This window comes from Paenibacillus sp. FSL F4-0087 (assembly GCF_038020215.1).
Taxonomy (GTDB): domain Bacteria; phylum Bacillota; class Bacilli; order Paenibacillales; family Paenibacillaceae; genus Paenibacillus; species Paenibacillus taichungensis.
Genome location: NZ_JBBODJ010000001.1, coordinates 4961848 through 4988785 on the forward strand (window position 1 = coordinate 4961848; position 26938 = coordinate 4988785).

The 26938-nt window shown below is 48.1% G+C and carries 21 protein-coding genes; 18 read left to right on the forward strand and 3 right to left on the reverse strand.

The window, feature by feature from the left end; translation table 11 throughout:
• Positions 1-53: 53 nt before the first annotated feature.
• The 6 genes from MHB84_RS22815 to glsA all read left to right on the forward strand — a co-directional run bounded on the left by MHB84_RS22815 (position 54) and on the right by glsA (position 7309).
• Positions 54-341, forward strand: a complete 288-nt coding sequence (locus MHB84_RS22815; RefSeq protein WP_053784316.1) for a stage VI sporulation protein F — start codon at positions 54-56, stop codon at positions 339-341.
• A 1336-nt stretch (positions 342-1677) separates the two neighbouring features.
• Positions 1678-3330: a sensor histidine kinase gene (locus MHB84_RS22820; protein ID WP_076288309.1), complete on the forward strand. Its 1653-nt coding sequence runs from the start codon at positions 1678-1680 to the stop codon at positions 3328-3330.
• Between the two features lie 10 nt (positions 3331-3340).
• On the forward strand, positions 3341-4153 hold the full coding sequence (locus MHB84_RS22825; RefSeq protein ID WP_076288239.1) for a LytR/AlgR family response regulator transcription factor: 813 nt from the start codon (positions 3341-3343) through the stop codon (positions 4151-4153).
• Between the two features lie 120 nt (positions 4154-4273).
• A complete protein-coding gene (locus MHB84_RS22830; RefSeq protein WP_175383106.1) occupies positions 4274-5566 on the forward strand; it encodes an L-lactate MFS transporter in 1293 nt (430 codons plus the stop codon).
• 204 nt (positions 5567-5770) lie between these two features.
• The gene (locus MHB84_RS22835) at positions 5771-6253 is read left to right on the forward strand and encodes a GNAT family N-acetyltransferase (RefSeq protein WP_175383105.1); all 483 of its coding nucleotides are present in this window, start codon (positions 5771-5773) and stop codon (positions 6251-6253) included.
• Between the two features lie 114 nt (positions 6254-6367).
• The gene (gene glsA / locus MHB84_RS22840; RefSeq protein ID WP_076288241.1) at positions 6368-7309 is read left to right on the forward strand and encodes a glutaminase A; all 942 of its coding nucleotides are present in this window, start codon (positions 6368-6370) and stop codon (positions 7307-7309) included.
• 194 nt (positions 7310-7503) lie between these two features.
• Here the strand turns inward: glsA and MHB84_RS22845 are convergent, their stop codons facing one another.
• Positions 7504-7845, reverse strand: a complete 342-nt coding sequence (locus tag MHB84_RS22845) for a YolD-like family protein (protein WP_076288242.1) — start codon at positions 7843-7845, stop codon at positions 7504-7506.
• The gene (locus MHB84_RS22850; protein ID WP_076288243.1) at positions 7842-9086 is read right to left on the reverse strand and encodes a DNA polymerase IV; all 1245 of its coding nucleotides are present in this window, start codon (positions 9084-9086) and stop codon (positions 7842-7844) included. The genes MHB84_RS22845 and MHB84_RS22850 overlap by 4 nt, the downstream gene beginning before the upstream one ends.
• Positions 9087-9946: 860 nt before the next feature.
• Here MHB84_RS22850 and MHB84_RS22855 point away from each other — a divergent pair.
• The 6 genes from MHB84_RS22855 to MHB84_RS22880 all read left to right on the forward strand — a co-directional run bounded on the left by MHB84_RS22855 (position 9947) and on the right by MHB84_RS22880 (position 18141).
• Complete coding sequence (locus tag MHB84_RS22855; protein WP_076288244.1) at positions 9947-12172, forward strand: hypothetical protein; 2226 nt, start codon at positions 9947-9949, stop codon at positions 12170-12172.
• Positions 12173-12198: 26 nt separating this feature from the next.
• Positions 12199-13410, forward strand: a complete 1212-nt coding sequence (locus MHB84_RS22860) for a HEAT repeat domain-containing protein (protein ID WP_076288245.1) — start codon at positions 12199-12201, stop codon at positions 13408-13410.
• Positions 13411-13432: 22 nt separating this feature from the next.
• Positions 13433-14830: a glycosyltransferase family 2 protein gene (locus tag MHB84_RS22865; protein ID WP_175383103.1), complete on the forward strand. Its 1398-nt coding sequence runs from the start codon at positions 13433-13435 to the stop codon at positions 14828-14830.
• Between the two features lie 68 nt (positions 14831-14898).
• Complete coding sequence (locus tag MHB84_RS22870; protein WP_076288246.1) at positions 14899-15702, forward strand: response regulator; 804 nt, start codon at positions 14899-14901, stop codon at positions 15700-15702.
• A 139-nt stretch (positions 15703-15841) separates the two neighbouring features.
• Positions 15842-17209, forward strand: a complete 1368-nt coding sequence (locus tag MHB84_RS22875) for a nucleotide sugar dehydrogenase (protein WP_076288247.1) — start codon at positions 15842-15844, stop codon at positions 17207-17209.
• A gap of 32 nt (positions 17210-17241) precedes the next feature.
• On the forward strand, positions 17242-18141 hold the full coding sequence (locus tag MHB84_RS22880) for a hypothetical protein (protein ID WP_256716758.1): 900 nt from the start codon (positions 17242-17244) through the stop codon (positions 18139-18141).
• 126 nt (positions 18142-18267) lie between these two features.
• Here the strand turns inward: MHB84_RS22880 and MHB84_RS22885 are convergent, their stop codons facing one another.
• Positions 18268-19140 carry a helix-turn-helix transcriptional regulator gene (locus MHB84_RS22885; RefSeq protein ID WP_063565624.1) on the reverse strand — a complete coding sequence of 291 codons (873 nt, stop codon included), beginning with the start codon at positions 19138-19140 and terminating at the stop codon, positions 18268-18270.
• A 510-nt stretch (positions 19141-19650) separates the two neighbouring features.
• Here MHB84_RS22885 and MHB84_RS22890 point away from each other — a divergent pair.
• The 6 genes from MHB84_RS22890 to MHB84_RS31440 all read left to right on the forward strand — a co-directional run bounded on the left by MHB84_RS22890 (position 19651) and on the right by MHB84_RS31440 (position 26878).
• Positions 19651-20832, forward strand: a complete 1182-nt coding sequence (locus tag MHB84_RS22890; protein ID WP_076288312.1) for an LLM class flavin-dependent oxidoreductase — start codon at positions 19651-19653, stop codon at positions 20830-20832.
• Positions 20833-21061: 229 nt separating this feature from the next.
• Entirely contained in the window at positions 21062-22336 is a 1275-nt protein-coding gene (locus MHB84_RS22895) for an ABC transporter substrate-binding protein (protein WP_076288249.1), read from the forward strand.
• A 3-nt stretch (positions 22337-22339) separates the two neighbouring features.
• A complete protein-coding gene (locus MHB84_RS22900) occupies positions 22340-23212 on the forward strand; it encodes a carbohydrate ABC transporter permease (protein ID WP_175383100.1) in 873 nt (290 codons plus the stop codon).
• Between the two features lie 178 nt (positions 23213-23390).
• The gene (locus MHB84_RS22905; RefSeq protein WP_063565626.1) at positions 23391-24206 is read left to right on the forward strand and encodes a carbohydrate ABC transporter permease; all 816 of its coding nucleotides are present in this window, start codon (positions 23391-23393) and stop codon (positions 24204-24206) included.
• A 114-nt stretch (positions 24207-24320) separates the two neighbouring features.
• The gene (locus tag MHB84_RS22910) at positions 24321-25538 is read left to right on the forward strand and encodes an MFS transporter (RefSeq protein WP_076288250.1); all 1218 of its coding nucleotides are present in this window, start codon (positions 24321-24323) and stop codon (positions 25536-25538) included.
• A gap of 752 nt (positions 25539-26290) precedes the next feature.
• Positions 26291-26878 carry a cell wall hydrolase gene (locus MHB84_RS31440; RefSeq protein WP_076288313.1) on the forward strand — a complete coding sequence of 196 codons (588 nt, stop codon included), beginning with the start codon at positions 26291-26293 and terminating at the stop codon, positions 26876-26878.
• Positions 26879-26938 lie beyond the last annotated feature (60 nt).

Consider the following 26938-nt stretch of genomic DNA (forward strand, 5'->3'; position numbering starts at 1 on the left):
CTCCTGTCATATGAATAAGAAGTGAGTTCATTATTCAGGAGGTGCTGTACGTTTTGGGTTACCAACAATATGGAATCAGTCCGCAGCTGGTGGAGCGGATCAAAACAAAGATGAAAAATCCCGCTGTCAAAGAGCGTATCAAAAAGTTGATAGATGGGGTCACCAAGTCTGATTTGCAGGATAAGGCCAAGGTGAGAAGGTTGGTCAAGTCGTCAGCGGTCATTTTGAACGAGAATTTTTCTACGACTCAGGAGGAACAATTTGTTGCTTTTGTTCTTGCGCAGAAGATTGATCCAAACAATACGTTTCATTTGATTAAGTTGTGGGGCATGTTTAGGTAGGGATTCGATGGAATGTTGGGTGGTATAAAATGAAACAGTTTCATTTACACGGGGCACTACGATGACAGAACAACCTTCCGAGCGCTGTTATCCCCGGATTTTTTTGAATTACCCTTTGAAAGGGTAAAATCCGGTGATAAAGGCGAGCGCTTCGCTTCTCCAGATTGGTTCTGCACTCTCTGTTACTGTGTAACTGGAAGTTCACTTTATAAAAACCAAATTACATCGAATGTGTATGAAGTAATTTTAATGGATGGGGCGGTTCATAAGTCAGCAAGATGACTTGTGAACCGCCCTTTTGTTTAAATCAAGAACATATGTTACTTGATACAAAATACTATTGAATTCAATCTCCTTTAAATTTTCGAATTGGGATTTAATCTATGTTTTCAATACCCCACTCACCTTTTTTGTTTTTAGTAAAGAAATAGGTAATGCCTTGGTTCTCAATACTCCCGTCTAATCAGACTTTCAATGTTTGTTGGTGTAATGTTGGTTGAAGGGGCTTCGCTTGTTATGTTGCTAGGTTTTTCGCTATTGGAAAGGGAGTAATTGTCGTCCGCTTTTCCGCATGTAGAAAGAAGTAAGGCTCCAATTACACATAGAGATAAAATGCCACAAGAGAGATTTTTCATTAAGGAAATTCCTCCTTGGAATGCGAGATAAACGAAGCATGTTGATTATAATCCAGTTCTAATAGGAGAGAGAAAGAAAACTAGTGTCATCCCATCACTCTTTATTCTTAACAAAAAAAGGGCTCGTAGCTATTAAGGATGCAATAAATACTAAAATTAAAATGGCATTAGAAGGTACTGTTTCGTATATGTAGTTTTCAACTATTAGTACGAGGATCGAAATACTTAAAATCACTCTCAGCACATGAGCAGACGAGCGATTTGGGTTTTGGGTACGTTTCGAGATAAAGTAAATGATGTACCACAAACCACTAAAAAGCAGGAGTAAGCCTAACAGTAGCATTACAAACATTTAAATACACCTTTCTTAAATAAATTTCAGTTAATTAATTAGCATAAAGTTCCAATTAATTATAACACAGTGGATTTCTGGAAGTAGAGTTTTATGTGTAGGAAAGTGAAGCTTTGTTGGCAGGGAAGAGAAAGGTTTGGAGAAAAATGAATTCCGTATTGTCTGTTCAATAGGTTAGCGACTTTAGTCATCTTATTTTCACAGGATCGACTTTGCTTTCCTCCTATTGGAGCGGTAAACTGTTGCATACAAGCTTATATGGAAATCAAAGTGAGGAAAACGCTGCTGCGATGAGGGGCGTTTATTTTTGACGGATGTGGAGGAAGTCAGATTGACGGAGATGTTTACGATGCTGCTGGGGCTGTTTGAACGGGCGGCACTGCTGATTATATTTTTATTCTTTCTATCGAGGATACCGCGGTTTAGACAGATTTTGCAAAAGGGAAAATTGAGATGGCAGGAGTACATTGCGGTTACGTTGTTATTCTGTGCATTTGCCATCTTTGGTACGTATACCGGTATTAATGTGGAAGGCTCGCTGGTGAATGTGCGCATTATTGCGATCATGTCTGGCGGCATTCTGTTTGGAGCGCCTGTGGGCATCATTACGGGGATTGTCTCCGGGGTGCATCGGTATTTGATCGATATGGATGGTGTCACGGCGATTCCGTGTCTGATTACGAGTATCCTTGCAGGTCTGGTCTCCGGGTATATACATAAGTATACGCCTAAGTCGAAGCGTTGGATGATCGGTATTGCGGCGGGAATGATCTGTGAGGCGCTTACGATGCTGCTTATCCTGTTGTATTCCTATCCCGATCCTCTGGGTGCCGATATTGTCTCGAAGATTGCGCTGCCGATGATATTGGGTGAGGTGAACATTGGACTGATCGTGCTGCTGGTGCAGAGTGTAGAAGGGGAAAAGGAAATGATTGCAGCTCGTCAGGCTAAGCTGGCGCTGGAGATTGCCAACAAGACCTTGCCGTACTTCCGTTCCATTGATGAAGACTCTCTGCGGAAGATCTGTCGGATTATTCAGGAGGATATTCAGGCGGATGCGGTTGCGATTACGGATACTCGAAATGTACTGGCTTATGTGGGATTTGGTGAGGAACGATATCACATCGGTAATGAAATTATTAGTGAGATGACGAAGAAGACAATCTCCAGCGGAGAGATTACGATCAGCAATGATGTCATTGACGAGAAAACGCCAGATATCCACTCCCTTCTCATCATTCCGCTCAAAGAGCGGGGCGAAGTGACGGGTGCCCTGAAAATCTATTACCGCAAAGCGTACAAGATCACGTATCCGTTGCAAACGATGGCTGTGGGCCTGTCCCAGATTATTTCCACCCAGATGGAAGTATCACGTGTGGAGGAGATCAAGGCTGCCGCCAATAAAGCGGAGCTTCGTGCATTGCAGACCACAATTCATCCTCATTTTCTATTCAATGCGCTGAACGCGATTGCCTCATCGATTCGAACCAAGCCGGATCGGGCGCGCGAGCTGATTGTGAATCTGTCTGGATATATGCGTTATAACCTGGAGCTATCGGATGAGCTTATTGATATCCACAAAGAGCTGGAGCAAGTCCGCAATTATGTGGAAATCGAGAAGGCGCGCTTCGGCAGTAGGCTTAACGTGATCTATGATATTGATGAGGTGGCTGTGCATATTCCAAGTCTGGTTATTCAGCCGCTTGTGGAAAATGCCATTATTCACGGTATTCTCAAGGTAAAGGGATCCGGGACCGTACGGATTCGGGTACAGGACTATCCTGACTTTGTGCGAATTGGGGTCAGTGACACAGGAGCAGGCATTGGAGCCGACATTATTGAGCGTGTATACCATGACCGTATGCCAGCCAACCAGATCGGGTTGTACAACGTGCATCGTCGAGTGAAGCTCATTTATGGACAAGGGTTAACAATTACACGGCTGGAGCAAGGAACTGATATTTTATTTGATGTACCTAAAGGAGATGTAGTGACAAGGTGATGAACGGTCGATGAGAGCTCTTATTGTTGAAGATGAAATTCCGGCAAGTGAGGAACTGAATTACTTGATACAGGAACATAGCCAAATTGAAGTGGTGGATTGTTTGGAAGATGGACTGGATGTGCTGAAGTTTCTGCAGGAGCAGGAAGTCGACGTTATTTTTCTGGATATAAATATCCCTTCGCTGGATGGCATGATGCTGGCACATCATATAGGGAAGTTTGCGAGCAAGCCATATATCGTATTCACAACGGCGTACAAGGAACATGCCGCTGAAGCGTTTGAGCTGGAGGCGTTTGACTATATTCTGAAGCCCTATGATGAGAAACGAATTGCCACGATGCTGCATAAACTCGAAACGGCGTTCAAACGAGATCATGAGCAGGACGAACGTGAACGTGGCAGTGATGATGGACCGATTCACAATACGGCTCAAACAAACGATGAATGGTCTGCATCAAATCTGCAGGCGCGGGAATCCAATGCCCAGACGGGACGACGCATCAATCTGCTGCGCAATGACAATATTATTGTGACTGACACCGCCGATATTTATTATGCGGAAGCTCAAGAGAAAGTGACAAAGGTGTATACCAAAAACGGTGAGTTTACGATGCCGGTCAGCATTTCGGATTTTCACGGTCGATTGCCGCAGGAAACCTTTTTCCGCTGCCATCGTTCTTACGTGGTGAATTTGTCTCAAATTCGTGAAATTGTGCCCTGGTTTAACAATACGTACCTGCTTCGTTTACGTGATCTGGAGGCTGAAGTGCCCGTTAGCCGGGGCAAAGTCAAAGAATTCAGGCAGCTCATGCGCATCTAGAGGCATTTCATTCCGCATCTGATGCAACTCATGCTCAAATCGGTGTAATGAATCCCCTTTCATGTATGATTAGCTTGTGAACGCATTCATATATATGACATCGGCAAAGGGGAGATCACGATGAAAGCAGCTATTTCATCCGCACCTAATTCAGCATCTACAACTATGAAAATGAACCGCTGGCTTATTGTACTGGGTACCATTATTGTACAAATGGGTCTCGGAACCATCTACACCTGGAGTTTATTTAATCAACCGTTGTCTGATCGTTTCGGATGGGACGTCAGCTCGGTCGCGATAACTTTTTCGATTACCAGCTTTGCTTTGGCATTTGCCACACTATTTGCAGGTCGACTGCAAGAACGATGGGGGCTTCGTCGCCTGATTCGGGTAGCCGGAGTTGTGCTTGGTCTGGGACTCGTGCTCAGTTCTCAAGTGAGTTCGTTGACACTGCTCTATATTCTGGCCGGATTTGTGGTTGGATTCGCGGATGGTACGGCGTACATTACTTCCCTGTCCAACCTGATCAAGTGGTTCCCTGAACGAAAAGGTCTGATCTCAGGTATTTCAGTCGGGGCCTTTGGTACAGGCAGTCTGTTGTTCAAATACGTGAACTCGGCATTAATCGGTGCTGTTGGTCCTGCTCAAGCTTTTATGTACTGGGGCATTATTGTACTGGTATTGATTGTAGGCGGCTCGTTCCTGATCCGTGAAGCGGTTGTACGTGAACAAGCTCCGGCAGCAAGCAGCACGGACGGTGGGAAGCAACAAGTAACACGTCATGATTATACGGTCAAAGAAATGCTGCGTACGAAAGAAGCTTATATGCTGTTCGTTATTTTCTTCACGGCATGTATGAGTGGACTGTATCTGATCGGTATTGTGAAAGACATCGGTGTGCAGTTGGCAGGTCTTAATGTGGCTACAGCTGCGAATGCGGTGGCGATGGTTGCCATCTTTAATACCGCTGGACGTATCATTCTGGGCGCGCTGTCGGATAAAGTAGGACGGATGAAAGTTATTGCCGGAGCACTGCTGGTTACGGCTGTTGCCGTAATGACGCTGAGTCTGGTACCGCTGAGCTTTGGCATCTTCTTCGCCTGTGTGGCCGCTATCGCGTTCTGCTTTGGTGGGAATATCACGGTCTTCCCAGCGATTGTGGCAGATTACTTTGGACTGAAAAATCAGAGCAAAAACTACGGCGTGATCTATCAGGGATTTGGATTTGGTGCCCTGGCTGGATCGTTTATCAGCGCCCTGCTGGGTGGATTCCATCTTACCTTTATTGTGATCGCTGTACTGTGTGCCGTCTCGCTCTTGCTGGCGTTGATTATTACGCCTCCGGGTCAAGGACGTCGTACACGCCAACGGGAACAGCAGATGAATCTTAACCCTTCATCCCGGGCAAGCTGATCGTAGTGGGGATTAGTTCTATTTTATAAAAAGCAAGCTGGCGGTCTCTACGGAGGCCGCTTTTTTGGTACCGGCTCAACCTGAGAGGGATGAGACTTCTGTACATGAAGTGGTTGTGTGCAATGCATACTTTGCTTCTGGTATACTCTAGGTGAAATAAAAAGAGCAAGTCCTTATTAGCCATTTGGAGGAGGTATGTACGTCATGAATTTCTTGAAATATGCACCATCTGATTTTGCTGATTATTATGCACTTGTGTCCAATATTGAAGTCATGCAACAGATTACCGAACGTGCTCTGCCTGAGCATGAAGCTACGGCGGAATTTGAATCCATGCTGAACTATAATCTCGGCAACAATTGTGGCTATTATCGGATATCTGGTGAAGATGGGGTAGGCATGGCCTACGCGAAACTGATCCCGGATGAATCCGATCCGTCCCGGGCGGAGATGGGTTACATGATTCTGCCGGAGCATTGGGGGAAAGGACACGGGACTTCCATCGCAGCTCGGCTGATCATTCAGGCACAGGCGGCGGGAATTGGTGTACTCTATGCGGTTATCGATCCGTCCAATGCGGCATCACGTCGAATATTGCTCAGACAGAACTTTGTATCCACATGGGTTGGGGATTATCATGGGTTACCCGGCGAGATTCTGGAGCTGAATCTTCAGGTGAAGCGGTAAGGGATCAGGCTTGCGGGTAATACATACTATACCGGGCATTTTGCATCACTTCGATGGGAAACTGTCATTCAGATGCGTGTGAAATGCTCATACAGAGATTTGGAGGAGATGGAGATGAGCAATGCTGCAATGGAACGTCTGAACCAGTTGCTGCCGGAATGGCTGGAGACCAGCCGTCTGCACACTGGACAGGGGAAAGTCGCTTCTTATATTCCCGAGTTGTTCAAGGCTTCACAGGATGAACTGGGTATACATATCATGAACGCCGAAGGCAATCATGTATCAGCCGGAGACTGTGGTGTCCCGTTTACGATGCAAAGTATCTCCAAGGTATTTACACTCATTCTGGCCCTGATGGATCATGGGGAGGAAGCGGTCTTCTTTAATGTAGGAAAAGAACCTACCGGGGATGATTATGATTCCATGATCAAGCTCGAACTGGTCGAACCGGGCATTCCGTTTAATCCATTGATCAATGCGGGCGCGATTACGGTATCGTCCCTGATTGCTGGGGATTGTAAAGAGGAGAAGTCACGGCGCATTTTGGAATTTTTTCGCAAGCTGGCTAATAATGATCGGCTGGACTATAACGAGTCGGTATACCAGTCCGAATCGGAGACAGGCCATCTGAACCGCTCGCTTGGTTATTTTCTGAAGCACAATGGTGTGCTCAAGGATGACGTCGAAGATGTGCTTGCCGTCTATTTCCGCCATTGCTCCATCGAGGTGACTTGTGCGGACCTAGCCCGTATGGCACTGGTGCTTGCTTATGATGGGACAGATCCCATCACCGGGATTGAGCTTATTCCTCGTCGTTATGTACAGATCGCCAAGACATTCATGACTACCTGCGGTATGTATAATGCATCAGGCGAATTCGCGATTCAGGTCGGGTTGCCTGCCAAGAGTGGAGTGTCGGGTGGGATTCTGACTCTGGTTCCAGGCCAGTTTGGCATCGGTCTTGTAGGTCCGGCTCTGAATCGGAAAGGAAACAGTATTGCAGGTGTGCATCTGCTTGAGCGTCTTTCCAAGGAATTTGACTGGAGTTTCTTCTAATTAAGTCATCTCTATACCCTTCCAAGTAGCCGATGAAACACCAATCCATCCTTTTGCTTCTTTGGAACGACATGGTCTAATAGGAATGGGCTTATCGACTGCTTCAGTCTTGGTTCAGAATGTGTAGGAAAAGGGTCCTGCATAGCAATGGCCATGCTGCATCTATTCCGGTATACCCGCAACCCCAGACCGCATCATTCATTCGCGAGTACCACATCCGTAATAAGATTCATCTGAATGTCCCGGGTTCCGCTCTCCATCAGCAGCTTAAGGGTACGAGCAGGGGAGTCCAATCGGAGCACCTGTCCGGTAAAACGGATATCATCATGTTCATGGAACAGGGTGATGGTGACTGCATCCCCAAGCAGCATGGAGTTACTAAGTAAACGGGACATTTCTTCCGCTGCCTGGGCATCCAGGGATGGACGGGTACGGGGAGCAAGTTGCTCCTGATGAATGATGTAGGCTTCCCGATGTTCGGGAAGCATCATGCGCGATGACTCAAAAATCCCGTTTTGCTGTAATTTTTTACTCATTTATAGTGACCTCCAATTTTATGAGAACGGTCCTGTGCCTGCGCGGACGAGCAGAGCGAGGAGGCCCGCATGATCGCGGTTTCTCCGAACTTGCGCTTGATGTCATCCGTGGCGCGTTCCAGTTCTCTTTTGCGTTCGCGGTCATCGAACCAGGATAGCTGTACTTCGGAATCGGGCACGAGCCCAGTCAATGACACGCTGATGCGGCGAATGGGTAATCCGTCCCAATGGCGCAGAAACAGAGCTGCAGCCGCATCGTAAACTTCATCGGTGATGTTGGTAGGTTCATTCACCTTCATTTGGCGGGAGAAGCCGGTTGGACGATCGTAATCCTGCCCCCGGCATCCTACAGAGACGACATTACCCATGAGCGATTTGTCCCGGGAACGCCGGCTGACCAGCTCTGCCAGTTCGAGCAGCACCACCTTGATGTCTGCCCACGATTCATAGTCCCGAGGCAATGTCATCTGATGTCCAATGCCCTGCTGCTGGTGAGCATATGTCCCGGGTTTTACTGGAGAATCATCGATTCCGCGGGCAATACGCCACAATACCTCACCATTTACACCCCAACGTTCTCTAAGCCGGGACAATGGAGTCTGCGCCAGATCACCGATCGTATGAATCCCCATCTTATAGAGATGCTGCCCCATCCGGGAACCGACCATAAACATGTCTCGAACAGGTTTATTCCACAACGTTGTCTGCATGTCCTTGCGGGGCAGTGTATAGATGCCTCCTGGGACTTTTTTTGCATACAGATCACAGGCCATCTTGCTGACAACCTTGGTGTCGCTGATGCCGACGCGGATATAGACGCCAGTCTCATCCATGACCCTGTCCTGGATGCTGCGGGCAATCGTTTCAGGACTGCCGAACAGATCTAAACTTCCGGTGACATCGAGAAACTGTTCGTCAATGCTATACGGTTCAACCAGATCGGTATAGGACTGAAGAATACGGGTAATGTGTAGGGAAACACGAATATATTCGGCCATCCGGGGACGAATGACGACAACATCGGGGCATTTGGCAAGAGCCTCACCCAGCCGTTCTGCTGTAGTAATTCCATAGGACTTGGCAAGTGGGCAGGCTGCCAGAATAATGCCTGAACGGCGTGCAGGATCTCCCGCAACAACAAGCGGACGGTCTCTGTATTCAGGATGTGCAGACTTCTCCACACTGGCATAAAATGACTGGCAATCGGCCAGCATAATGACACGTCCGTCTTTGCGGGGCATAGTACTTCTCTCCTTTTATTCATGATTCGGCTGCTTCTGTACAGCGATGGGGTTCATTCAGCTAACGTTATTTTACAGTTTATTTACAGTATGGAACAAGTGTTCCTGTTTTATAAGCATATCCGACAATGCCAGATGCGGCAACCGGAATTATTTTGCAATTTGGACACAAATATTGGATGGACCTAATAGAGTCAAAATTTAGGAAATAAGATGTATTTTTTTACATTTCATGTAAGAGATCCGTGACTTCCGGGTGATGACCGGGTGTTCATTGGGCTTTATGTAAAAGTAATATAAATGGGCACAGTCCTATAGGGGGGGACTGATGTCCTTTTTTCATTTTCTGCACTTTTCAGAAAACCTTGATAGGGCGCGGGTTTTCAAGGATACGTTATCGGACTATAGTATCAATTTTGTAATCTTTATGGTTAATACTGTAAAAATGTCCGCAACTTTAAAATATCATTAGCGTTTAATGGGGTAAGCGTTCAAGCGGAAACAGATCTCGCAATCCGCGTTGCATATAACAATAACGGGTAGAGATGTGCAAGGCTGGAAGAACTTCAAAGGACGGTTAAAGTGACATATATTCGTGCCCATGGAACATAAGAGCAAGAAGGGCTTCTGAATGCTAGTTGATGGCGCATTTTACGAATTATGGGCAGAATGTTGCAGTTCACGTTTGCTTCCATCAGCCTAGTTACAAATGCAGACACTTAGAGCTATAGTGAGAACTACACCGCTGACATCTCTACCCAAAGCGGACATCCGATGCGGAATTTCCCGTAGACCTTCATGTCATTTAAGATCCGCAGATGAAGCAGGATGCATACTAGAGAGGTGAGCAATTAAGAGCCATGAGCAGACGAAGACGAAGACGCTGGTTGCTAACGATGTTTGCAGGAGCGGCCGTAGTGACAGGCGGAATATTTGCCGGCTGGCACTATATGCAACCCCAGCTCGTTACGTACACAGCGGATAATGGCACGGAGATGAAATTCAAGACCGATGGAGACCGGTTCATGGAATATGGACCCGATGGTGCATGGCGGGAGATGTTCGTGAAAGGTGTGAACCTGGGCGCAACATCACCAGGACATTACCCAGGCGAGTTTCCGTTGACCAAAGAGGATTACTTAAAGTGGTTCCAGCAGATTGAGGATCTGGGGGCCAATGTCATCCGGGTGTACACGGTACATGAGCCGGTTTTTTACAACGCATTGGTTGAGTATAACCGTGGCCGGGAGCATCCGTTATATTTTATACAGGGCATATGGTCGCCGGAAGAAGAGTTGATCGAGAAGCAGGATGCCTATGCTGACCATATTGAGCAGACGTTCAAGCAGGAGATTGAAAAGGCGGTATCGGCTGTATATGGGGATGCGGACATTCCCGATAAACCGGGAGAGTCAAGCGGCAAATACAAGACGAATGCCGGGAAATATCTAATGGCTTGGCATGTGGGGACCGAGTGGGACCCTTCGATGGTGAACAACACGAATGAGAGTCACCCCGATGTGCCGCAGTACAAAGGCGCTCATTTTTCCGGGACGCAGGATGCATCACCGTTCGAGAATTGGCTGGCAGAGCTGCTAGACTATACCGCCGTGTTGGAGAAGAAATACGGATGGGAGCATCCGATGACCTTCACCAATTGGGTTACCACCGATGTGCTGGATCATCCGGGTGAGCCGCTATTTGAAGAGGATTTGGTGAGTGTGGATGCGCGACATATTCAACCGCAAGAGTGGCAGGGCGGATATTTTGCAGCATACCATGTGTACCCTTATTACCCGGACTTGTTCCATACGGACCAGACACTCCAGACGATCAAGGATGAGAACGGCGAGTACAACACGTACAAAAGTTATCTGCGCAAGCTCAAAGCCGAGTTTTCCGATATGCCTGTAATGATTACAGAGTACGGTGTACCGTCTTCACTTGGAATCTCCCATCTGGGTATGGGAGGTCGGGATCAGGGCGGACATAACGAGGCTGAGCAGGGCGAGATCGACGCATCGCTGACTCAGGATATTTATGATGAGGGGTATGCAGGAGCGATTTTGTTCATGTGGCAGGATGAGTGGTTCAAAAAAACCTGGAACACGATGCCGCTGGAAATTCCCGCTGATCGGCGGGCCTACTGGCTGAACGTGCTGACGAATGAGAAGATGTTCGGTCTGCTCGCCATGGACCCCGGTAAGCAGGAACAGCTGACCATCGACGGGAAGCTGGATGACTGGAATGCGCTGAAGAAGGAAGAGGTCACCGTCTGGCAAGGTAAGGTAGACGGCATCAAGGAAATGAAAATGACCCATGATGAAGCCTACCTGTACATTGGCATGACGCTGGATCAACCTTTTGACCCAGACCAGACTTTGCTGCGCATCGGAACGGATACGCTGGATGGTGGGAATCAGCCGGGTACGAGACTTCCGGATCGAACGCTGAGTGATGGACTCGAAACAGTGATTACATTGGGGCAGGATGATGAATCACAAGTGGAGATCGCCAAGGACTATGATTTTAACCAGCGCCTCTACGGCAAGGACGGTTATGGGATGCTGCCCGAGGAGCAAGAGAATGCAGCAGATCCATTCCATCCATGGAACCTGGCGGTCAGCTTACGGATGACCCCACCGGATACCCGGTCCGCCCAACCGTTCATGAATGAGAAGGTTGGCACATTGAAACGGGGAACAACAGCTCCAGATCAATCCGATACCGATTCGTTAACCGCCTGGCAGTATAACGGTAATCAGGTCGAGATACGTATTCCATGGATGCTGCTTGGATTCGGTGACCCAAGTTCACTGCAAGCGATCAAGTATGGAGCGCTGAAAGGTGGGCGGGAATTCGAAACCGTCGCAGTCAAAGGTGTGACCCTGATTCCGTGGCTAATGGATCGTTCTACTGGAAATATTTCTTGGCCTGGTGGTGAACAGAAGACACTGGATGTGAAGACATTGCCTATATACAGCTGGCAGCCCTGGGAGCAGGTACAGTACAGTGAGCGACTGAAACTGAGCTACGAGGAAATGAAGAAACGGTATGAACAAATTCCAAGTTTTCAGACCGAATAAATGAGTATAAAGGAGGACCTTTTCACATGTTTCCGAATTTGGCTTTGGCTTATCTATTTCTATACATCTGTACGGCGCTCGTCGCTGTGGGTGTAATCCTGCTGTTTGCCATGAAAATGTCCCACAACGGCAAACGGCGCAAGATTGAGTTTTATAAATTAAAGCAGCGTGACTACTTTACGTATCTGCAGACGGCGCTGACAGAGGACAGTCCCTTGAGATTGCCACCTGGGAAGCTGGCCCCACTTGAGCGTCGGGTCATCCAGAGCAAACTTATTGAATGGATTGATCAGTTCAAGGGCGAGTATCGCAACAAATTGATTGTACTCTGCCGTGAAGCCGGATTTGTTGAGCATGATCTGAAGGAACTGAGTCGTATTCGTTACGGACGCCAGATTGATGCGGCTTATCGCTTGGGCGGTATGCGTTGTCCAGAGGCCGTTCCAGGCTTGATGGAATTGCTTAAGGATGAAAAGCCTGGCCCGATGGCCATTATGATTGGCCGTTCCATCGCAAGATGTACTACCCGTCAGGGTGAACTGAAAGACATGCTCGCGCTGCTGTTGACCAAAGGAAAATCGATTCATCATCTGGCAGCAGATATTTTGCTCGAAACCAGTCTGGATACAAGCAGAATTCTGATTGAACTACTGGAAGATCGCAATCCTGACTTTGTCAAAGTGGGATTGGTTGCGATGTGGGGACAAGCTGTGCCGGAAGTGATGCCTGCACTCGACAGACTCGTTGGCGCAGAACATCAGGATGTACGGGCAGAAGCAGTGAAGCTGTATCTTAGCGCAAGTCCGGCACTTCAGGACGAGACCATTCTGAGGCTCATGCAGGATTCGGACCCGGAGGTACGTGCTGAAGTGGTGCAGGCGCTTGGTTCGAAACATGCGGCAGGCAGCATTCCACTGCTGCGCAAAGCGCTGCGTGATGAAGATTGGGGAGTACGCTATAACAGTGCGGAGAGCCTGGGCAAGCTGGGTGAACCGGGATTTGAAGCCTTGTGTCAGGCCGCTGTGGAGGGCACAGGTGCTGAACGGGAAATTGCAATGCAGCAGATTGAGAGTACGATGCAGCACTCAGGAACAGACCACAAAGCCGTTGACCAGATGATTGCACATAACAAAAAAAGGCTGCTGTATGATCGGTACTTCGGTCCCGTACGTGGGAACCGGATAACAAGCAAGAAACGTACAGGTGTGGCTGCGGTAGGAGGGGATTACACTGCTTAGAGATCTACTATTAATCTACGGCATGGTCGCAATCTATTATGTCGTTGCCGTAAATACGCTTTACTTTTCCATTCTGGCCTTATCATTCCGTAACATTTGGACGATCTTCAGGCGATCGCATTATTCCAAATACAATACGTTGTCAGGCTCGGAGCTGGTACCATCGGTTTCCTTGCTGGTTCCCGCATATAACGAGGAACTGACGATTATTGAAAATGTGAACTGCCTGATGACGCTGAATTATCCAACATATGAAGTCATCGTGGTGAATGATGGTTCGAGCGATACCACCTTAAAGGTGTTGCTGGAAGAATATCGTCTAAAGCCGGTACCCAACACGAAGATTCGGGGCAAGATTTCCTGTCAGAAAATTCGCGGGATCTACCACAATCCGGAATTCCCCGACCTGTATGTCATTGACAAGGAGAATGGTGGTAAGGCCGATTCCCTCAATGCCGGAATTAACCTGTCTCATTATCCGTTGATTTCTTCCATCGATGCTGACTCTTTGCTGGAGAAGGATGCCTTGATTCGCATGGCTCGCATGTATATGGAGAATCCGGAAGAGACCGTTGCTATTGGTGGGGATGTACGGATAGCCAATGGCTGCAAAATCGAGAATGGGGCAGTGCAGGACGTTTCACTGCCTCGCAAGATTTGGCCGATGTTCCAGTCTATCGAGTATCTCAAAGCTTTTCTCGGCGGACGGATCGGCTGGAGTCACATGAATGGTCTGATTATCGTTTCTGGTGCCTTCGGCATGTTCCGCAAGGATGCGGTTATCGCGGTTGGGGGATACCGGGACGGTTATCCGGGTGAAGACATGAACATTATCATCAAGCTTCACCGTTATATGCTGGAGAACAAATTGAAATACCGCGTAGCTTTCTGCCCTGAAGCCGTGTGCTGGACACAGGCACCGGATTCCTACCGGATCTTGTCCAGTCAGCGCAAGCGCTGGGGACGTGGAAATCTGAAGAACATGATCGAGAATCGCGGCATGTTGTTCAACCCGAAATATAAAGTCATGGGCATGCTGACCATGCCGTACAACATCCTTTTTGAAGCGCTGAATCCGTATTTCCGCATTACCGGACTTCTCGCTCTCACGGGATATGTACTGATGGATATGACCCAGTGGCCGATACTTGTGCTCTTTGGATCGCTTAACATTGTGAGTGGTTATCTGCTCAGTGTGGGAGCCCTTGTGCTCGAGGAAATTGCATTCAAGCGGTATAACAAGCTATCGGATCTGGTCAAAATGCTGTTCTACTCCGCTCTAAAATTCGTCGGCTATCATCAGCTCGGCGTGCTGTGGAGATTGCAGGGGCATATCCAGTTCATGCAAAACAACAACTCATGGGGTACCATGACACGCCAGAGCTGGTCCGAGGAAGAAAAAACAAGCGAGGCGGCCTAAGCACAGCGTAATCAAAGTAATACAGCAGAAACAATATAGATAACCGAGGGAGAAGGGTGGAAAAGAACATGCCAAATACGGCGACATTGCAGCGTGAGGCTGCCGTTAATGTGTACCGGAGTGTAGAACAGGGATTGAAAGAAACGGGTGCCGAAACATGCGGCTTAATGTTCATCCATTGTGCAGGGCAGTCTCAGCCGGAGCAGCAGGTCAGGACACATCTGGAACAGACCAGTGAGTCTGCATTTCAGGTTTGGAAGGATGGAGCCACACAGGCGATTGCTGTCCTGCTGCCAGGGTTGACACTGGATGAGGTTCATTATGAGGGGCTTCGCATCAAGCATGAATTGCAGGAGACGGTACCTGGTGCCGATCCACAAATCACGCTGGCAAGTTTCCCGGCAGGTGAACGTCCTTCAAAGGCAACCATCCAACATATGGCTGAGTCGGCCAAGCTGGTAGACCCGTCGGAGATTCATATCTACACGCTGGACAAGACGGCAGACGAGCCGGAACGAATTTTGATTGTGGATAACGATCCGACGGTACGCGAGTTTCTGCAATTGCGTCTGAAGATGCAGGGGTACGAAACCTATGAAGCGGTGGATGGACTGGCTGCACTGGAATTGATTGAGAAAATCACACCTGACCTGGTACTGACCGAATTGAACCTATATGGCATTGATGGTCTGCCGTTCATTCAACATATCCAGAACCTGGATGTGGCTCAGCCGCCCAAAATCGTCGTATTGACGGAACAGCGTGTGGAACAAACGATCAGTCAATGCTTCCGCAGCGGAGTCGATGATTATATGACCAAACCATTCTCACCTGTGGAACTGGATGCCCGAATCAGGCGTTGTCTGCATTAAACGCAACCACATAGCAAAGCGAAGAGAAACAGCTATCCTTCATTAATCTTTATTAGACAAACAAGTACATCTACAGACAAACATCTATCAAATGGATTCGTCAATCAACCAAACAAATACACTGCCCGGAGGGAATATCATGGAGAATCAACAATTCCACACATTACTGAATGCGATCGAAAATAAAGAAGCGGTGCTCGGCGTGGTCGGGCTCGGTTACGTAGGATTACCACTTGCGGTGGAAATGGTCAATCAGGGTTTCACGGTAATCGGGATTGATCTGGATGCATCCAAAGTGGAGAGCATCTATCAGGGAGATTCCTATATTCACGATATTTCGTCCGATGAATTGAAAAAAGTGATGCAAAGCGGCCGCTTCCAGCCTACAACGGATTACAGCATGCTGCGCGTGATCGACGCGTTGAGCATCTGCGTACCTACACCACTTAGTGAAAATCAGGACCCAGATACGTCTTATATCGAGACAGTTGTGGATCAGATTAAACTGCATATGAAACCAGGCATGCTGATTACACTGGAGAGCACCACTTATCCGGGTACAACGGAAGAACTGATCCAGGATGAGCTGGACAAGATCGGACATGAAGCAGGCAAAGACTACTTCCTGTGCTTCTCGCCTGAACGTGTGGACCCGTCCAACGGACGATTCACTACTTTTAATACACCAAAAGTAATCGGGGGAACAACTGAAGCTTGCCTCAAGCTGGGAACAGCGTTGTACAGCAAATACGTTGAAACGGTTGTACCTGTATCTTCACCAAAAGTGGCTGAAATGTCCAAACTGCTGGAAAATACGTTCCGCAGCGTAAACATTGCCTTTGTTAATGAAATGGCCATGATGTGTGACCGTATGGGTATCGATATCTGGGAAGTTATCGACGCAGCTGCGACGAAGCCGTTTGGATTCATGCCTTTCTATCCGGGCCCTGGCATCGGCGGTCACTGCATCCCGCTTGATCCGATGTACCTGTCCTGGAAGGCTAAAGGATTCCGTTTCTACAGCAAGTTCATTGAGCTGGCGCAATCCACCAATGACAATATGCCATATTATGTACTGAACAAAACATCAACCATTCTGAATGAGTACGCAAAATCGGTACGTAAATCCAACATTCTGTTGCTTGGTATGTCGTACAAACCAAATATTGCCGATTTGCGTGAATCTCCTGGACTGGAAATCTATGAACAGTTCAAGGAAGGTGGAGCCAATGTCAGCTATTATGATCCACATGCTGAATCATTCCTGGACAAACATGGAGAGACGGTATATAGCGAAGTATTCAACTTGGAACAGTTCAAGAAGTACGATTGCATCGTGCTGATCACCAACCACAGCGATTTGCCTTACTTTGATATTGCCGAGATGGGTGTGCCAATTCTGGATACACGTAATGCGTTCAAAACGTATTCACATCCGCACATTTACAAGATTGGTCATTCGGTACAGCACCCTGTGCTTGAGCCAAGTGAAGCGTTGCTCGTCTGAGGAATATAACGAACAAGTGGGGCAAACTGTCGGTGAAGGCAAAATGGGCCATCTTGGCCCTGCTGTTCTGCCTGCTTCTTCTGCCCTGGCTACTCAAATGGTTTTCACATGAGGAACACAAAGCGACCTGGCTGTGGGACGCTTCCATTATTGCAGAGCAGACGCCTGAGATTATCTCCTTCTCCAAAGCGCAGGGTGTAGACACCATTTTCCTGCAAATTCAGGATGAGGTACCCGATGCGACATACCGCAAATTCATCGCGGCTGCGCGGCAGGCTGAGATCGAAGTACATGCCCTTAACGGTCATGCCGACTGGGCCTATACGGAGAAGCAGGAAGAGGGACTTGCGTTTATTGAAAAAGTACGGGCATATAATGCAGCTTCCGCCAAAAATGAACGCTTTGAGGGAATTCAGCTGGATGTTGAGCCTTATCAGCTAAAACGCTGGGAGAACGAGCAGAATAGCGTTATTGCGGAGTGGAGCGACAACATGAAGGCATGGACCAAAGCTGGTAAGGATGCCGGACTCTACATGAGCGCCGCGATCCCTTTCTGGCTGGATATACGCGAATCGGCAGAAGGCGGAGGTACATTCAGCCGCTGGGTGATTGATCACTTTGATGCGGTAGCCATCATGGCCTATCGGGATAGTGGTCAGCAGATGTATGATCTGTCCAAGGAAGAGCTGGATGAAGCGGATGAGCTTGGCAAGAAGGTATGGGTTGGAGCCGAACTGGCTGATACGCATGAGGGTGATCATCTAACCTTTTTCAGCAAATCTATCACCAATATGGACGAAGAAATGAAGAAAGTGTTTGATCTCGGTGCTTCTCATTCCTCTTTTGCAGGTGTCGCAGTGCATCATTATGAAGCATGGTATGCAAAGGAAAACGGAATTCCGCTGGCTCGAAAGAGCGAGGAGAAGAAGTAGCGGGTGTATATATTAGGTATATGCAGTTTAAGAAAGAGCACTGTAATATGTAATGAGGAAAAGGCAAGTCTCCGATCAAGGAGGCTTGCCTTTTTTGCTATTCGTTAGCATGCGGCTGGCGACAAATCAGCTTTTATTGTTCTCGGCGGTTCGATATCTGTTGGGTGGCAGACCCACCTGCTTTTTGAACGCTTTGGAGAAAGAAAACAGATCAGGGTAACCCACCGAATGCGCTACTTCAGTTAACGTTAACGGGGTCTGAACAAGCAGCCGTTTGGCCTGATTCATTTTGAGACGTTGAATATACTGGACAGGAGACAGGCCGTAGGCTTTACGGAATTGTTTGGCAAAATGGGTCCGATCCACGCCAGCGTGAGAAGATACACCTTCCACGGTAATGCCGCCGGCAAAGTGAATATCCATGTACTCCTTGCCCTTTTGCAGCCAGGGTGTGGCAGAGTCTGGTTGAAGCACTCGGGTAGCAGGGGATTTGGCAATCCGGTCAAACAATCCGAGAAAACGGGTAAGTCGTCCCAGGTCGCTTGCGCCTCCCTGAGGTTTGCGAACCTCTTCCATAAAAGCACGCATGCCACTTGCCGTCTCTGGAGTAAGTACGCCTGAGCGATGCGGTGCGTCCGGAGTAAGCCCGATTCGTGCCAAAAGTTCAGCTGCATGTTTTCCATCAAAGGCAATGAAAATTTTGTGCAAAGATTCCTTTGGGTCAGACCAGTACTCATGGGTAACCTGTGGATACAGGCAGAAAGCATCACGGGCACGCAGGGAATAACGATGTCCGTTCTGTATGAAAGTTCCCTCGCCCTCCAGAACAAAAATCAAATAATGAAAAGGGGTCGTTCGCGGGCCGATATGATAGTTGCTCTTGGCTATATTACGACCGATTCGAATCGGCCATGCTCCCCCGGCTTTCTCGAATTCAGACGGAGTAAAAAAAATAATATCCAAAAACTCGTGGTGGTCCTCCTTCATGCTCTCGATCATCAGGAACACCTCTTTAATATAAGTATAGTTTGTAATCTCTGAAAGTTTCTCTTATAACCTATTATACAGGTGGGTTTTGTAAATATTCAAGATCGAGAAGACCTATTCCTGTGAATTCACCACAAAATGACAAAATAAAATTACCGCGAAATGACATTGATCACAGACAAATCAATTGTTATGATGTCCATACCTATTAAACCAAGTTAATTAATCGGCATTTGGGAGTGTACGTACTTATAAAATGATTAGAAATTAGGCGTACTTTAAAAATAAGGTTTAACGAGTGCGAACGTAGTGAAGGGGACGAAATCGATTCTGAAGAAGCAACGCGTTCACCTTTATCTCCGGATTTTCCCCTTTGAAAAGGGAATCAAAAAAATCTGGAGATAACAGTGATCGAAAGAACGATTCGTAACCGGAACGGCCAATGTGCACAACACCGATCTTATTTTTAACATGAGACTTTATTTATAGAAGGGATTGACTTGCGTGAGCGAACAGGAAGAGATGAAGTTTGGTTGGTTTTTGCCTACAGCAGGAGACGGAAAATATGTAGGGGTTGCCCCGGAGCGGGAACCGAGCCTGGATTATTTGGTTCAAGTGGCGCAGACAGCGGAGACGGCAGGTTTTGAATTTGTATTGATTCCGACAGGTGGAGCCTGTCTGGATGCGTGGGTTGTGGGTTCGGCTGTCATGAGTCACACCAAAACACTGCGTCCGCTTGTAGCCATTCGACCAGGTCTGGTCACCCCTGTATTGGCGGCACGAATGGGAGCGGCACTGGATCAACTGTCTGGCGGTCGTGCCATGATCAATGTGGTGACAGGCAGCTCGGTTCGGGATTTGGAGGAACTGGGAGATCCACTGGCTCATGCCCATGATGAACGTTATGAACGGGCGAGCGAGTACATGGAAGTGATGAAGCGTTCATGGACACAATCGGCCGGGCTCAATCTGACCGAGTTTGCTGGAAGTGGTGCTCAGTCGAATCAGGAAGCATCCGAAGACAAATCGGAGTTTAATGGTAAGTATTACAATTTCAAAGGTCCGGTAGGCATGCCTGAAACGGTGCAAAAGCCGTATCCGCCGTTCTACCTGGGTGGAAGTTCACCGATTGCCAAACGGGTCGCTGTTGAACACGCAGATACATTCCTCATGTGGGGCGAGCCTCATGACTGGATTCAGGAGCAGATCGAAGAAATTGAAGTCATTCGCGAACAGATCAAAGAGGAAACCGGACAAGATCGCCAGTTGCGTTACGGCATGCGGGCACAAGTACTCATCCGGGATACGGAAGAAGAAGCATGGGCGGCGGCTTGGGAGATTATTAGCAAAGTCCCACCAGAGGCCATCGAAAAAGCCAAAGCAGCCTTCGCAGAGACGGATGCAACCAACCAACGCAGACAGAATGAGCTGCGGGAGCTGTCCGAGAAACAGCAGTTCGTTGTAGGGCCAAACCTGTGGACAGGGTTATCCGTTGTTCGTTCAGGCGGAGCGATCCTCATTGTCGGTACAGCGGAACAGGTCGCAGAACGATTGATGGAATATGGAGATCTGGGCGTGACCACATTTATATTATCTGGGTACCCGCATTTGGAAGAAGCCGAAATTTTCGGACGCACGGTTATGCCCATCATTCGTGAGAAGTGGAAAACAAGACAGAAGAAGCATTCAGTTACTACCAACTAAGTTACTACCAAATCTAAGTAAGAGCCCCTTTTTTTACACTTTAACGGAGAGGGTAGAACCGATCTGAAGAAGCGGAGCGCTCGCCTTTATCCCCGGATTTTAACCCTTTATAGAGATGATTCAAAGAAATTCGGGGATAACAGCGATCGGAAGATGGTACTGCACTCGGAGTATCCAATAAAAACATTCGTGCAACTTACATTAATCATCCTTCAGGAGGTCTTTTTTCATGAGAAAAAAACAAAAATATATCCTTCCCCTTGTCAGTATGCTGGTGATGTCCATCCTGCTGTCTGCCTGCGGCGGCGGGGATAACGCGGCATCAGGAGGGAACGATTCCTCCGGTTCGGGCAAAGTAACAATCAGCTTCATGCATTGGCGTGGAGAGGATGTGGAAGCATTGAACAAGACGATTGATGCGTTTGAGAAGGAAAATCCGAACATCCATGTGGAAATGCAGACTCTTCCTTCAGATCAATATCAATCTACTGTACAATCCAAAATCAGTGATGGTTCAGTTGGAGATGTATTTGCTTCCTTCCCTGGTGCACAGTTCGAAGCCTTCACCAAAGCCGGATTGTTCACTGATCTGACCGGGGCATCGTTTCTGTCGGCCTACAATTCAAAGCTGATTGAAGCAGGCCAGCACGATGGCAAGCAATATGCAATTCCCTATCAACTCGTATACAACGATCCAATCTATAATGTGAAGCTGTTCGAAAAATATGGACTGACACCACCTACGGATTGGGAAGGCTTCTTGGCACTCTGCCAGACGCTGAAAGACAACGGCATTATTCCGATTGCATTTGCTGGAGCTGATATTGGTCCGGGCCAATTCATGAATACGATGGTGATGAACAATGCACCAAGTGACGACATTTTTACCAAAGTGGAAGCCGGAGAGGCCAAACTGACGGATGAGTTTTGGGTGAAAACATTAACCCAGATCAAAGAACTGAACGACAAAGGATACTTCCAGCAGGACGCACTGGGAACGAAAGACCCGGCAGCGGGAGCACTCTTTATCCAGGAGAAAGCAGCCATGCTTGCAAGCGGATCTTATCAGCTGGCTCAGAACAAACAGCAGAACCCGAATCTGGAGCAGAAGCTGCTTGCACCGATTACGGTGAGTGCCGATCAGGCGAAGTATGAAGGCGTTCATACCACGACATTTATGCTTGCGGTGAACAGCAAGTCCAAACACCCCGAAGAAGCGAAGAAGTTCATCGAATTCCTGAGCAATCCGGAAGTGGCTGGCGAATATGCGAACCAGACGGGACAGAATGTAACAGTGAATGATGTGAAGTACGATACACCTGAGCTCCAGGTTGCCGGAGATTGGGCGAGCAAAAAGACCGTGTTCCAGCCACGGTTCACTATCCTGAACGGAGATAATCAGAAAGCAGTAACCAACTCCATTCAGGCTGTACTGAGCGGCACTTCTCCTGAAGAAGCAGCGCAGCAGGCACAGGCGATCATTGATCAGCATATCGGGAAATAAACAATGAAGAACCGTATTCAGCTATCCCTGTTTTTGTTACCCGGGTTGCTGCTGTACGTTGCACTGTTCGTATTTCCTACATTGACGGGGCTGTTCTACTCCTTTACGGATTGGGACGGGGTATCCCCGTCGTATGCATTTGTAGGGCTGGATAATTACAAGGACAGTCTCAGCAGCATCGTATTTCGCAAAGCCTTTGGCAACAACGTCGAGTTCATGTTAACGGTTGTCATTGCGCAAACCTTTATTTCACTTGTTCTGGCGCTGCTCCTGGTACGTAACACCAAGACACGCATCGCACTCCGGGCGCTCTATTTTCTGCCTGCGATTCTGTCCTCTGTATCGGTGGGTCTGATCTGGGCATTTATGTACGATCCTTCGATCGGGCTGATTAACTATGGATTGAACGAGGCAGGTATGGGGAGCATGGCCCACAACTGGATTGGTGATCCGAAGATCGCCATCTACTCGATTGCAGCTGTACAAGTCTGGGCGCATGCCGGGCAGATGATGATCGTGTTTATCGCAGGTCTGCAAGGTATTCCGGCAGAGCTGTATGAAGCAGCACGTATGGATGGCGGCAGCAAATGGCAGGTATTCCGTACCGTGACCTGGCCGCTGCTGGCACCTTCGGCAACGATTGTTGTGGCCTATACGACGATTCAATCGTTCAAGGCGTTTGACCTCATTTTCACCATGACGGACGGAGGCCCTAACTACGCTACTGAAATTTTGACGACATACATCTATCATACTGCCTTTGGCAGCTACTCATTTGGCCTTGCTTCTGCGGGTTCGATGATTTTCCTGGTTCTGCTCGCTTTGCTGACGTTATTGCAGTTCAAGGCGCTGCGTGCCGACCGGGTAAGCTATTAACGATTGGACGGATTGATATGTTTGTGAATAGGTGAGTTGTGAGTATTCTAATTGTTAAACGAATTATTGAACGAGTTCTGGATTTCATTACGTTGAAATGACTTTAGGGCAGAAAACTTGAATGAGAACGATGCCTGAGCAGACCTAAAAGACTTAAAGAAGAAGGGAGGGGGTTCCTATGGTTTTAAAATGGTTCAATCGACTGATCCTATTGGTGTACGCCCTGTTAATTCTTGTGCCGCTGTACTTTGTATTTGTGTCATCGTTCAAAACGAGCAGCAACTTCTTCATCAGTCCATTTAGCTGGCCGGACCCGTTTACGTGGGATAATCTCACTGGTATGTTTCGCAATCAGCCGATGTGGCAGTATTTCGGGAACAGTCTGGTCGTGACGCTGGGCACGGTTGCGATTGAGTTATTGCTCAGCAGCATGATTGCGTATGCCATTGTCCGCTGGGGTGGCAGCGTGGGCAAAATTGTGTTTGCTTTGTTTGTTGCAGGTCTAATCGTTCCTTCCCAAGTGAGCATGCTGCCGATCTATTCTCTGACGCGTACGCTCGGGTGGTCGGACAGTCTGACAGGACTCATTGTAGTATCAGCCGCGATGTTAATGCCGGTCTCCGTATTTATGCTGACGGGCTTCATGCGTATGCTGAATGCGGAAATACTGGAAGCGGGCAGTATGGATGGAGCAAGCGAGTGGAGGCTCTATACACGAATCGCTTTGCCGCTGGCTGCACCTTCTCTGGCAGCTACAGCCACGTTCCTGCTCGTGATGGTCTGGAATGACTTGCTCATTCCGATGCTAATGCTCAGCAGTAAGTCCAAGCTAACGTTACCACTCGCACTCATGCAGTTCCGCGGGGAATACGTGACGAACTATCCGATGATGCTCACCGGTGTGCTAGTAACAGCCATTCCGATGATCGTGCTGTTCATTTTGCTCCAGCGTTATTTTGTAGCAGGCCTGACAGCGGGTTCACTCAAGGGGTAAGGTATGGGGAGAAGATCAACGGATATGCGTATTTTACATTGATTTCTGGATCATTCTGCATAATAATGGTTTAGTGTCAGAATGACTACATAGAGATCAAGGGAGCTATAAGACATGAGCAAACTGGAAGTATTGCGGAATCCCAAGCAGCGCAAGCTGCTGTTCAGTGCCGGCATGAGCTGGCTGTTTGATGCAATGGAAGTCGGCATGATTTCCTTCATCGTGGCTGCACTCGCCAAGGAATGGAGTCTCAGTCCCGGACAAGTCGGGGTGCTTACGAGTATCAACTCCATCGGTATGGCGCTAGGTGCATTGCTTGCGGGGGCACTTGCGGACCGTTTCGGCCGAAAGGCAATTTTGATGTGGACCCTGCTGGTATTTACGATTGCTAGTGGCCTGTCAGCATTGGCGACCGGATTCGCCGTATTGTGTGTACTGCGTCTGATTGCAGGTATTGGCCTTGGCGGGGAGCTGCCCGTAGCATCTACGTTGGTATCGGAGTCGATGCCTACGGCAGAACGTGGACGTGCAGTTGTACTGCTGGAGAGTTTCTGGGCAGGTGGCTGGATTGTATCAGCACTCATTGCCAACTTTGTTATCCCGGAATATGGCTGGAGAATTGCTTTTGCCATTGGTGCCGTTCCAGCGTTCTATGCGCTGTATCTGCGCCGTGCCATTCAGGACCCGCCTCGTTACAAGAACAATACCAAGATTAAGAAAATCACGTTCCGCGAAAAGGTTGCGACGGTATGGTCAGCACCACATCGCCGTACAACGTTGATGCTCTGGATCTTGTGGTTTACCGTCATTTTCTCTTATTATGGTATGTTCCTCTGGTTGCCGTCGGTTGTTATGGCAAAAGGCTTTACGCTGGTCAAAAGCTTCCAGTACGTGCTGATTATGACGATCGCACAGCTGCCAGGTTACTTCACAGCGGCGTACTTCATTGAGCGGTTTGGCCGCAAATTTGTACTTGTCGTTTATCTTACATTGACAGCAGTAAGTGCGATTGCTTTTGGACTGGCAACAACGGAAGCGACGATTCTGACCGCAGGTATCTGTCTTTCCTTTTTCAATCTGGGAGCTTGGGGCGGTCTATACGCGTATAGTCCGGAATTGTACCCCACTTCCGTTCGTTCAACAGGTGTGGGTCTTGCCACATCGGTAGGCCGGATTGGGGGCGTGCTTGCTCCATTAATGGTTGGTATGCTGGTTCAGCGTGAGGTTGCAATCAGCCTGATTTTCACGATTTTCTTCGTGACCATCCTTATTGGGGCAGCGGCTGTGCTGTTCCTGGGCCGGGAAACCAAGGGGCTGGAACTGGCCGAATAAATGTCAATAAATACAACGCAACTTTTGTGCGGGTCTGCCTGCCTACGCCTATAATGGGCTGGACAAGCGGCATAAGGTTGATACAAGAAGAGGCATGACCATGGCGTGACCATGGGCTCATGCCTCTTTTTGCTGTGTGTGGAGTGGATTTTCGCCTGCGCCATCGGTCCGATAGACGTCACTTTTTCTATATCCTATAATGACACTCGGGATGTAGGGCCGTGAGGATTCAGGGGGAAGAAGAGGGATCTGGATTCAGAAAAGTGGAGGTTAATCTAATCATGAAGAACATTAATGAAATGGATCAAACGTATGAAATGATTGAAAAGAATATGATGAATGAGAAGAATAAAATGAATGAAAAGCAAATGATGAGTGGACAGAATAGCGTGTGTGAACTGATACGTGTGATTGAGAATGTCGGGATGAATGTGATGTACAGCTATAATGGCAACGATAGGATGAGTGAGATAAACGGGAGATATGATGTGATTGATCTTACTCCTATTAGAGAGATGAAAGAAATGAACCAGATGAAGATGACGAGCTATATCTACAGCCTTGATGAAGAGTTTAGATTAGATAGCGGGGATGAGAGGCTTGATCTGCATGATTTGCACACAAGCACTGACCACATGGAACCTATTAACGTCAGCCGAAAATTCACCCATCGCAGGGGAAGAAAGGCTGGCAAAAGAGCAGGACGAGTCAGTGTGTTTCTTGGTGCCTTCGCGATGGTTCTTGGACTTACGATGGCAGCTCCGTCTGCCGGGGCGCAGAAGCTGGAACAAGGCGTTCGCGGTGAACATGTTCTTCAATTGCAGGAGCAACTAAGCGAACTGGGGTATTTTAAAGCTGGATTGACCGGATATTACGGTTCTATTACCAAAGGGGCTGTCCGTAAGTTTCAGCAGGCTCAAGGGTTGAGTGCGGATGGAATTGCAGGTCCGGCAACGCTGAACAGACTGAACAAGAAGGCTGCAGCCCAAGGTAATACGCTGCGCCAGCTCGCAAAGCTGATCCATGGGGAAGCACGCGGAGAATCCTTTGAAGGACAGGTTGCTGTTGGCGCGGTTGTCTTGAACCGAGTGGATTCAAATGCATTCCCGTCATCAATTCCGAAAGTAATTTTCCAAAAAGGGCAGTTCACGGCCATAGACGATGGACAGTTTAATACCAAGCCAACCCAGACTTCCTATCAGGCAGCGCGTAAAGCCTTGAATGGAACCGACCCGACACACGGAGCGCTCTATTATTATAATCCGAAAATTGCCACTTCGTTGTGGAGTAAGAGCAGACCAACGTTGCTGACGATTGGGCAGCATGATTTTACAAGGTGAGTTTAAGTAGAGATAAATAATGTATTATTTGAAATGATAATGATGAACCTCGGCTGTACG

Bases quoted from the DNA above. Each gene is read 5' to 3' on its own strand.
- MHB84_RS22890 (WP_076288312.1), top strand. From the start codon at position 19,651: ATGAAGTTTGGTTGGTTTTTGCCTACAGCAGGAGACGGAAAATATGTA.
- MHB84_RS22870 (WP_076288246.1), top strand. From the start codon at position 14,899: ATGCCAAATACGGCGACATTGCAGCGTGAGGCTGCCGTTAATGTGTAC.
- MHB84_RS22860 (WP_076288245.1), top strand. From the start codon at position 12,199: ATGTTTCCGAATTTGGCTTTGGCTTATCTATTTCTATACATCTGTACG.
- MHB84_RS22830 (WP_175383106.1), top strand. From the start codon at position 4,274: ATGAAAGCAGCTATTTCATCCGCACCTAATTCAGCATCTACAACTATG.
- MHB84_RS22855 (WP_076288244.1), top strand. From the start codon at position 9,947: ATGAGCAGACGAAGACGAAGACGCTGGTTGCTAACGATGTTTGCAGGA.
- MHB84_RS22895 (WP_076288249.1), top strand. From the start codon at position 21,062: ATGAGAAAAAAACAAAAATATATCCTTCCCCTTGTCAGTATGCTGGTG.
- MHB84_RS22820 (WP_076288309.1), top strand. From the start codon at position 1,678: ATGCTGCTGGGGCTGTTTGAACGGGCGGCACTGCTGATTATATTTTTA.
- MHB84_RS22875 (WP_076288247.1), top strand. From the start codon at position 15,842: ATGGAGAATCAACAATTCCACACATTACTGAATGCGATCGAAAATAAA.
- MHB84_RS22825 (WP_076288239.1), top strand. From the start codon at position 3,341: ATGAGAGCTCTTATTGTTGAAGATGAAATTCCGGCAAGTGAGGAACTG.
- MHB84_RS22835 (WP_175383105.1), top strand. From the start codon at position 5,771: ATGAATTTCTTGAAATATGCACCATCTGATTTTGCTGATTATTATGCA.
- MHB84_RS31440 (WP_076288313.1), top strand. From the start codon at position 26,291: ATGGCAGCTCCGTCTGCCGGGGCGCAGAAGCTGGAACAAGGCGTTCGC.
- glsA (WP_076288241.1), top strand. From the start codon at position 6,368: ATGAGCAATGCTGCAATGGAACGTCTGAACCAGTTGCTGCCGGAATGG.
- MHB84_RS22900 (WP_175383100.1), top strand. From the start codon at position 22,340: ATGAAGAACCGTATTCAGCTATCCCTGTTTTTGTTACCCGGGTTGCTG.
- MHB84_RS22905 (WP_063565626.1), top strand. From the start codon at position 23,391: ATGGTTTTAAAATGGTTCAATCGACTGATCCTATTGGTGTACGCCCTG.
- MHB84_RS22845 (WP_076288242.1), bottom strand. From the start codon at position 7,845: ATGAGTAAAAAATTACAGCAAAACGGGATTTTTGAGTCATCGCGCATG.
- MHB84_RS22910 (WP_076288250.1), top strand. From the start codon at position 24,321: ATGAGCAAACTGGAAGTATTGCGGAATCCCAAGCAGCGCAAGCTGCTG.
- MHB84_RS22865 (WP_175383103.1), top strand. From the start codon at position 13,433: ATGGTCGCAATCTATTATGTCGTTGCCGTAAATACGCTTTACTTTTCC.
- MHB84_RS22885 (WP_063565624.1), bottom strand. From the start codon at position 19,140: ATGATCGAGAGCATGAAGGAGGACCACCACGAGTTTTTGGATATTATT.
- MHB84_RS22850 (WP_076288243.1), bottom strand. From the start codon at position 9,086: ATGCCCCGCAAAGACGGACGTGTCATTATGCTGGCCGATTGCCAGTCA.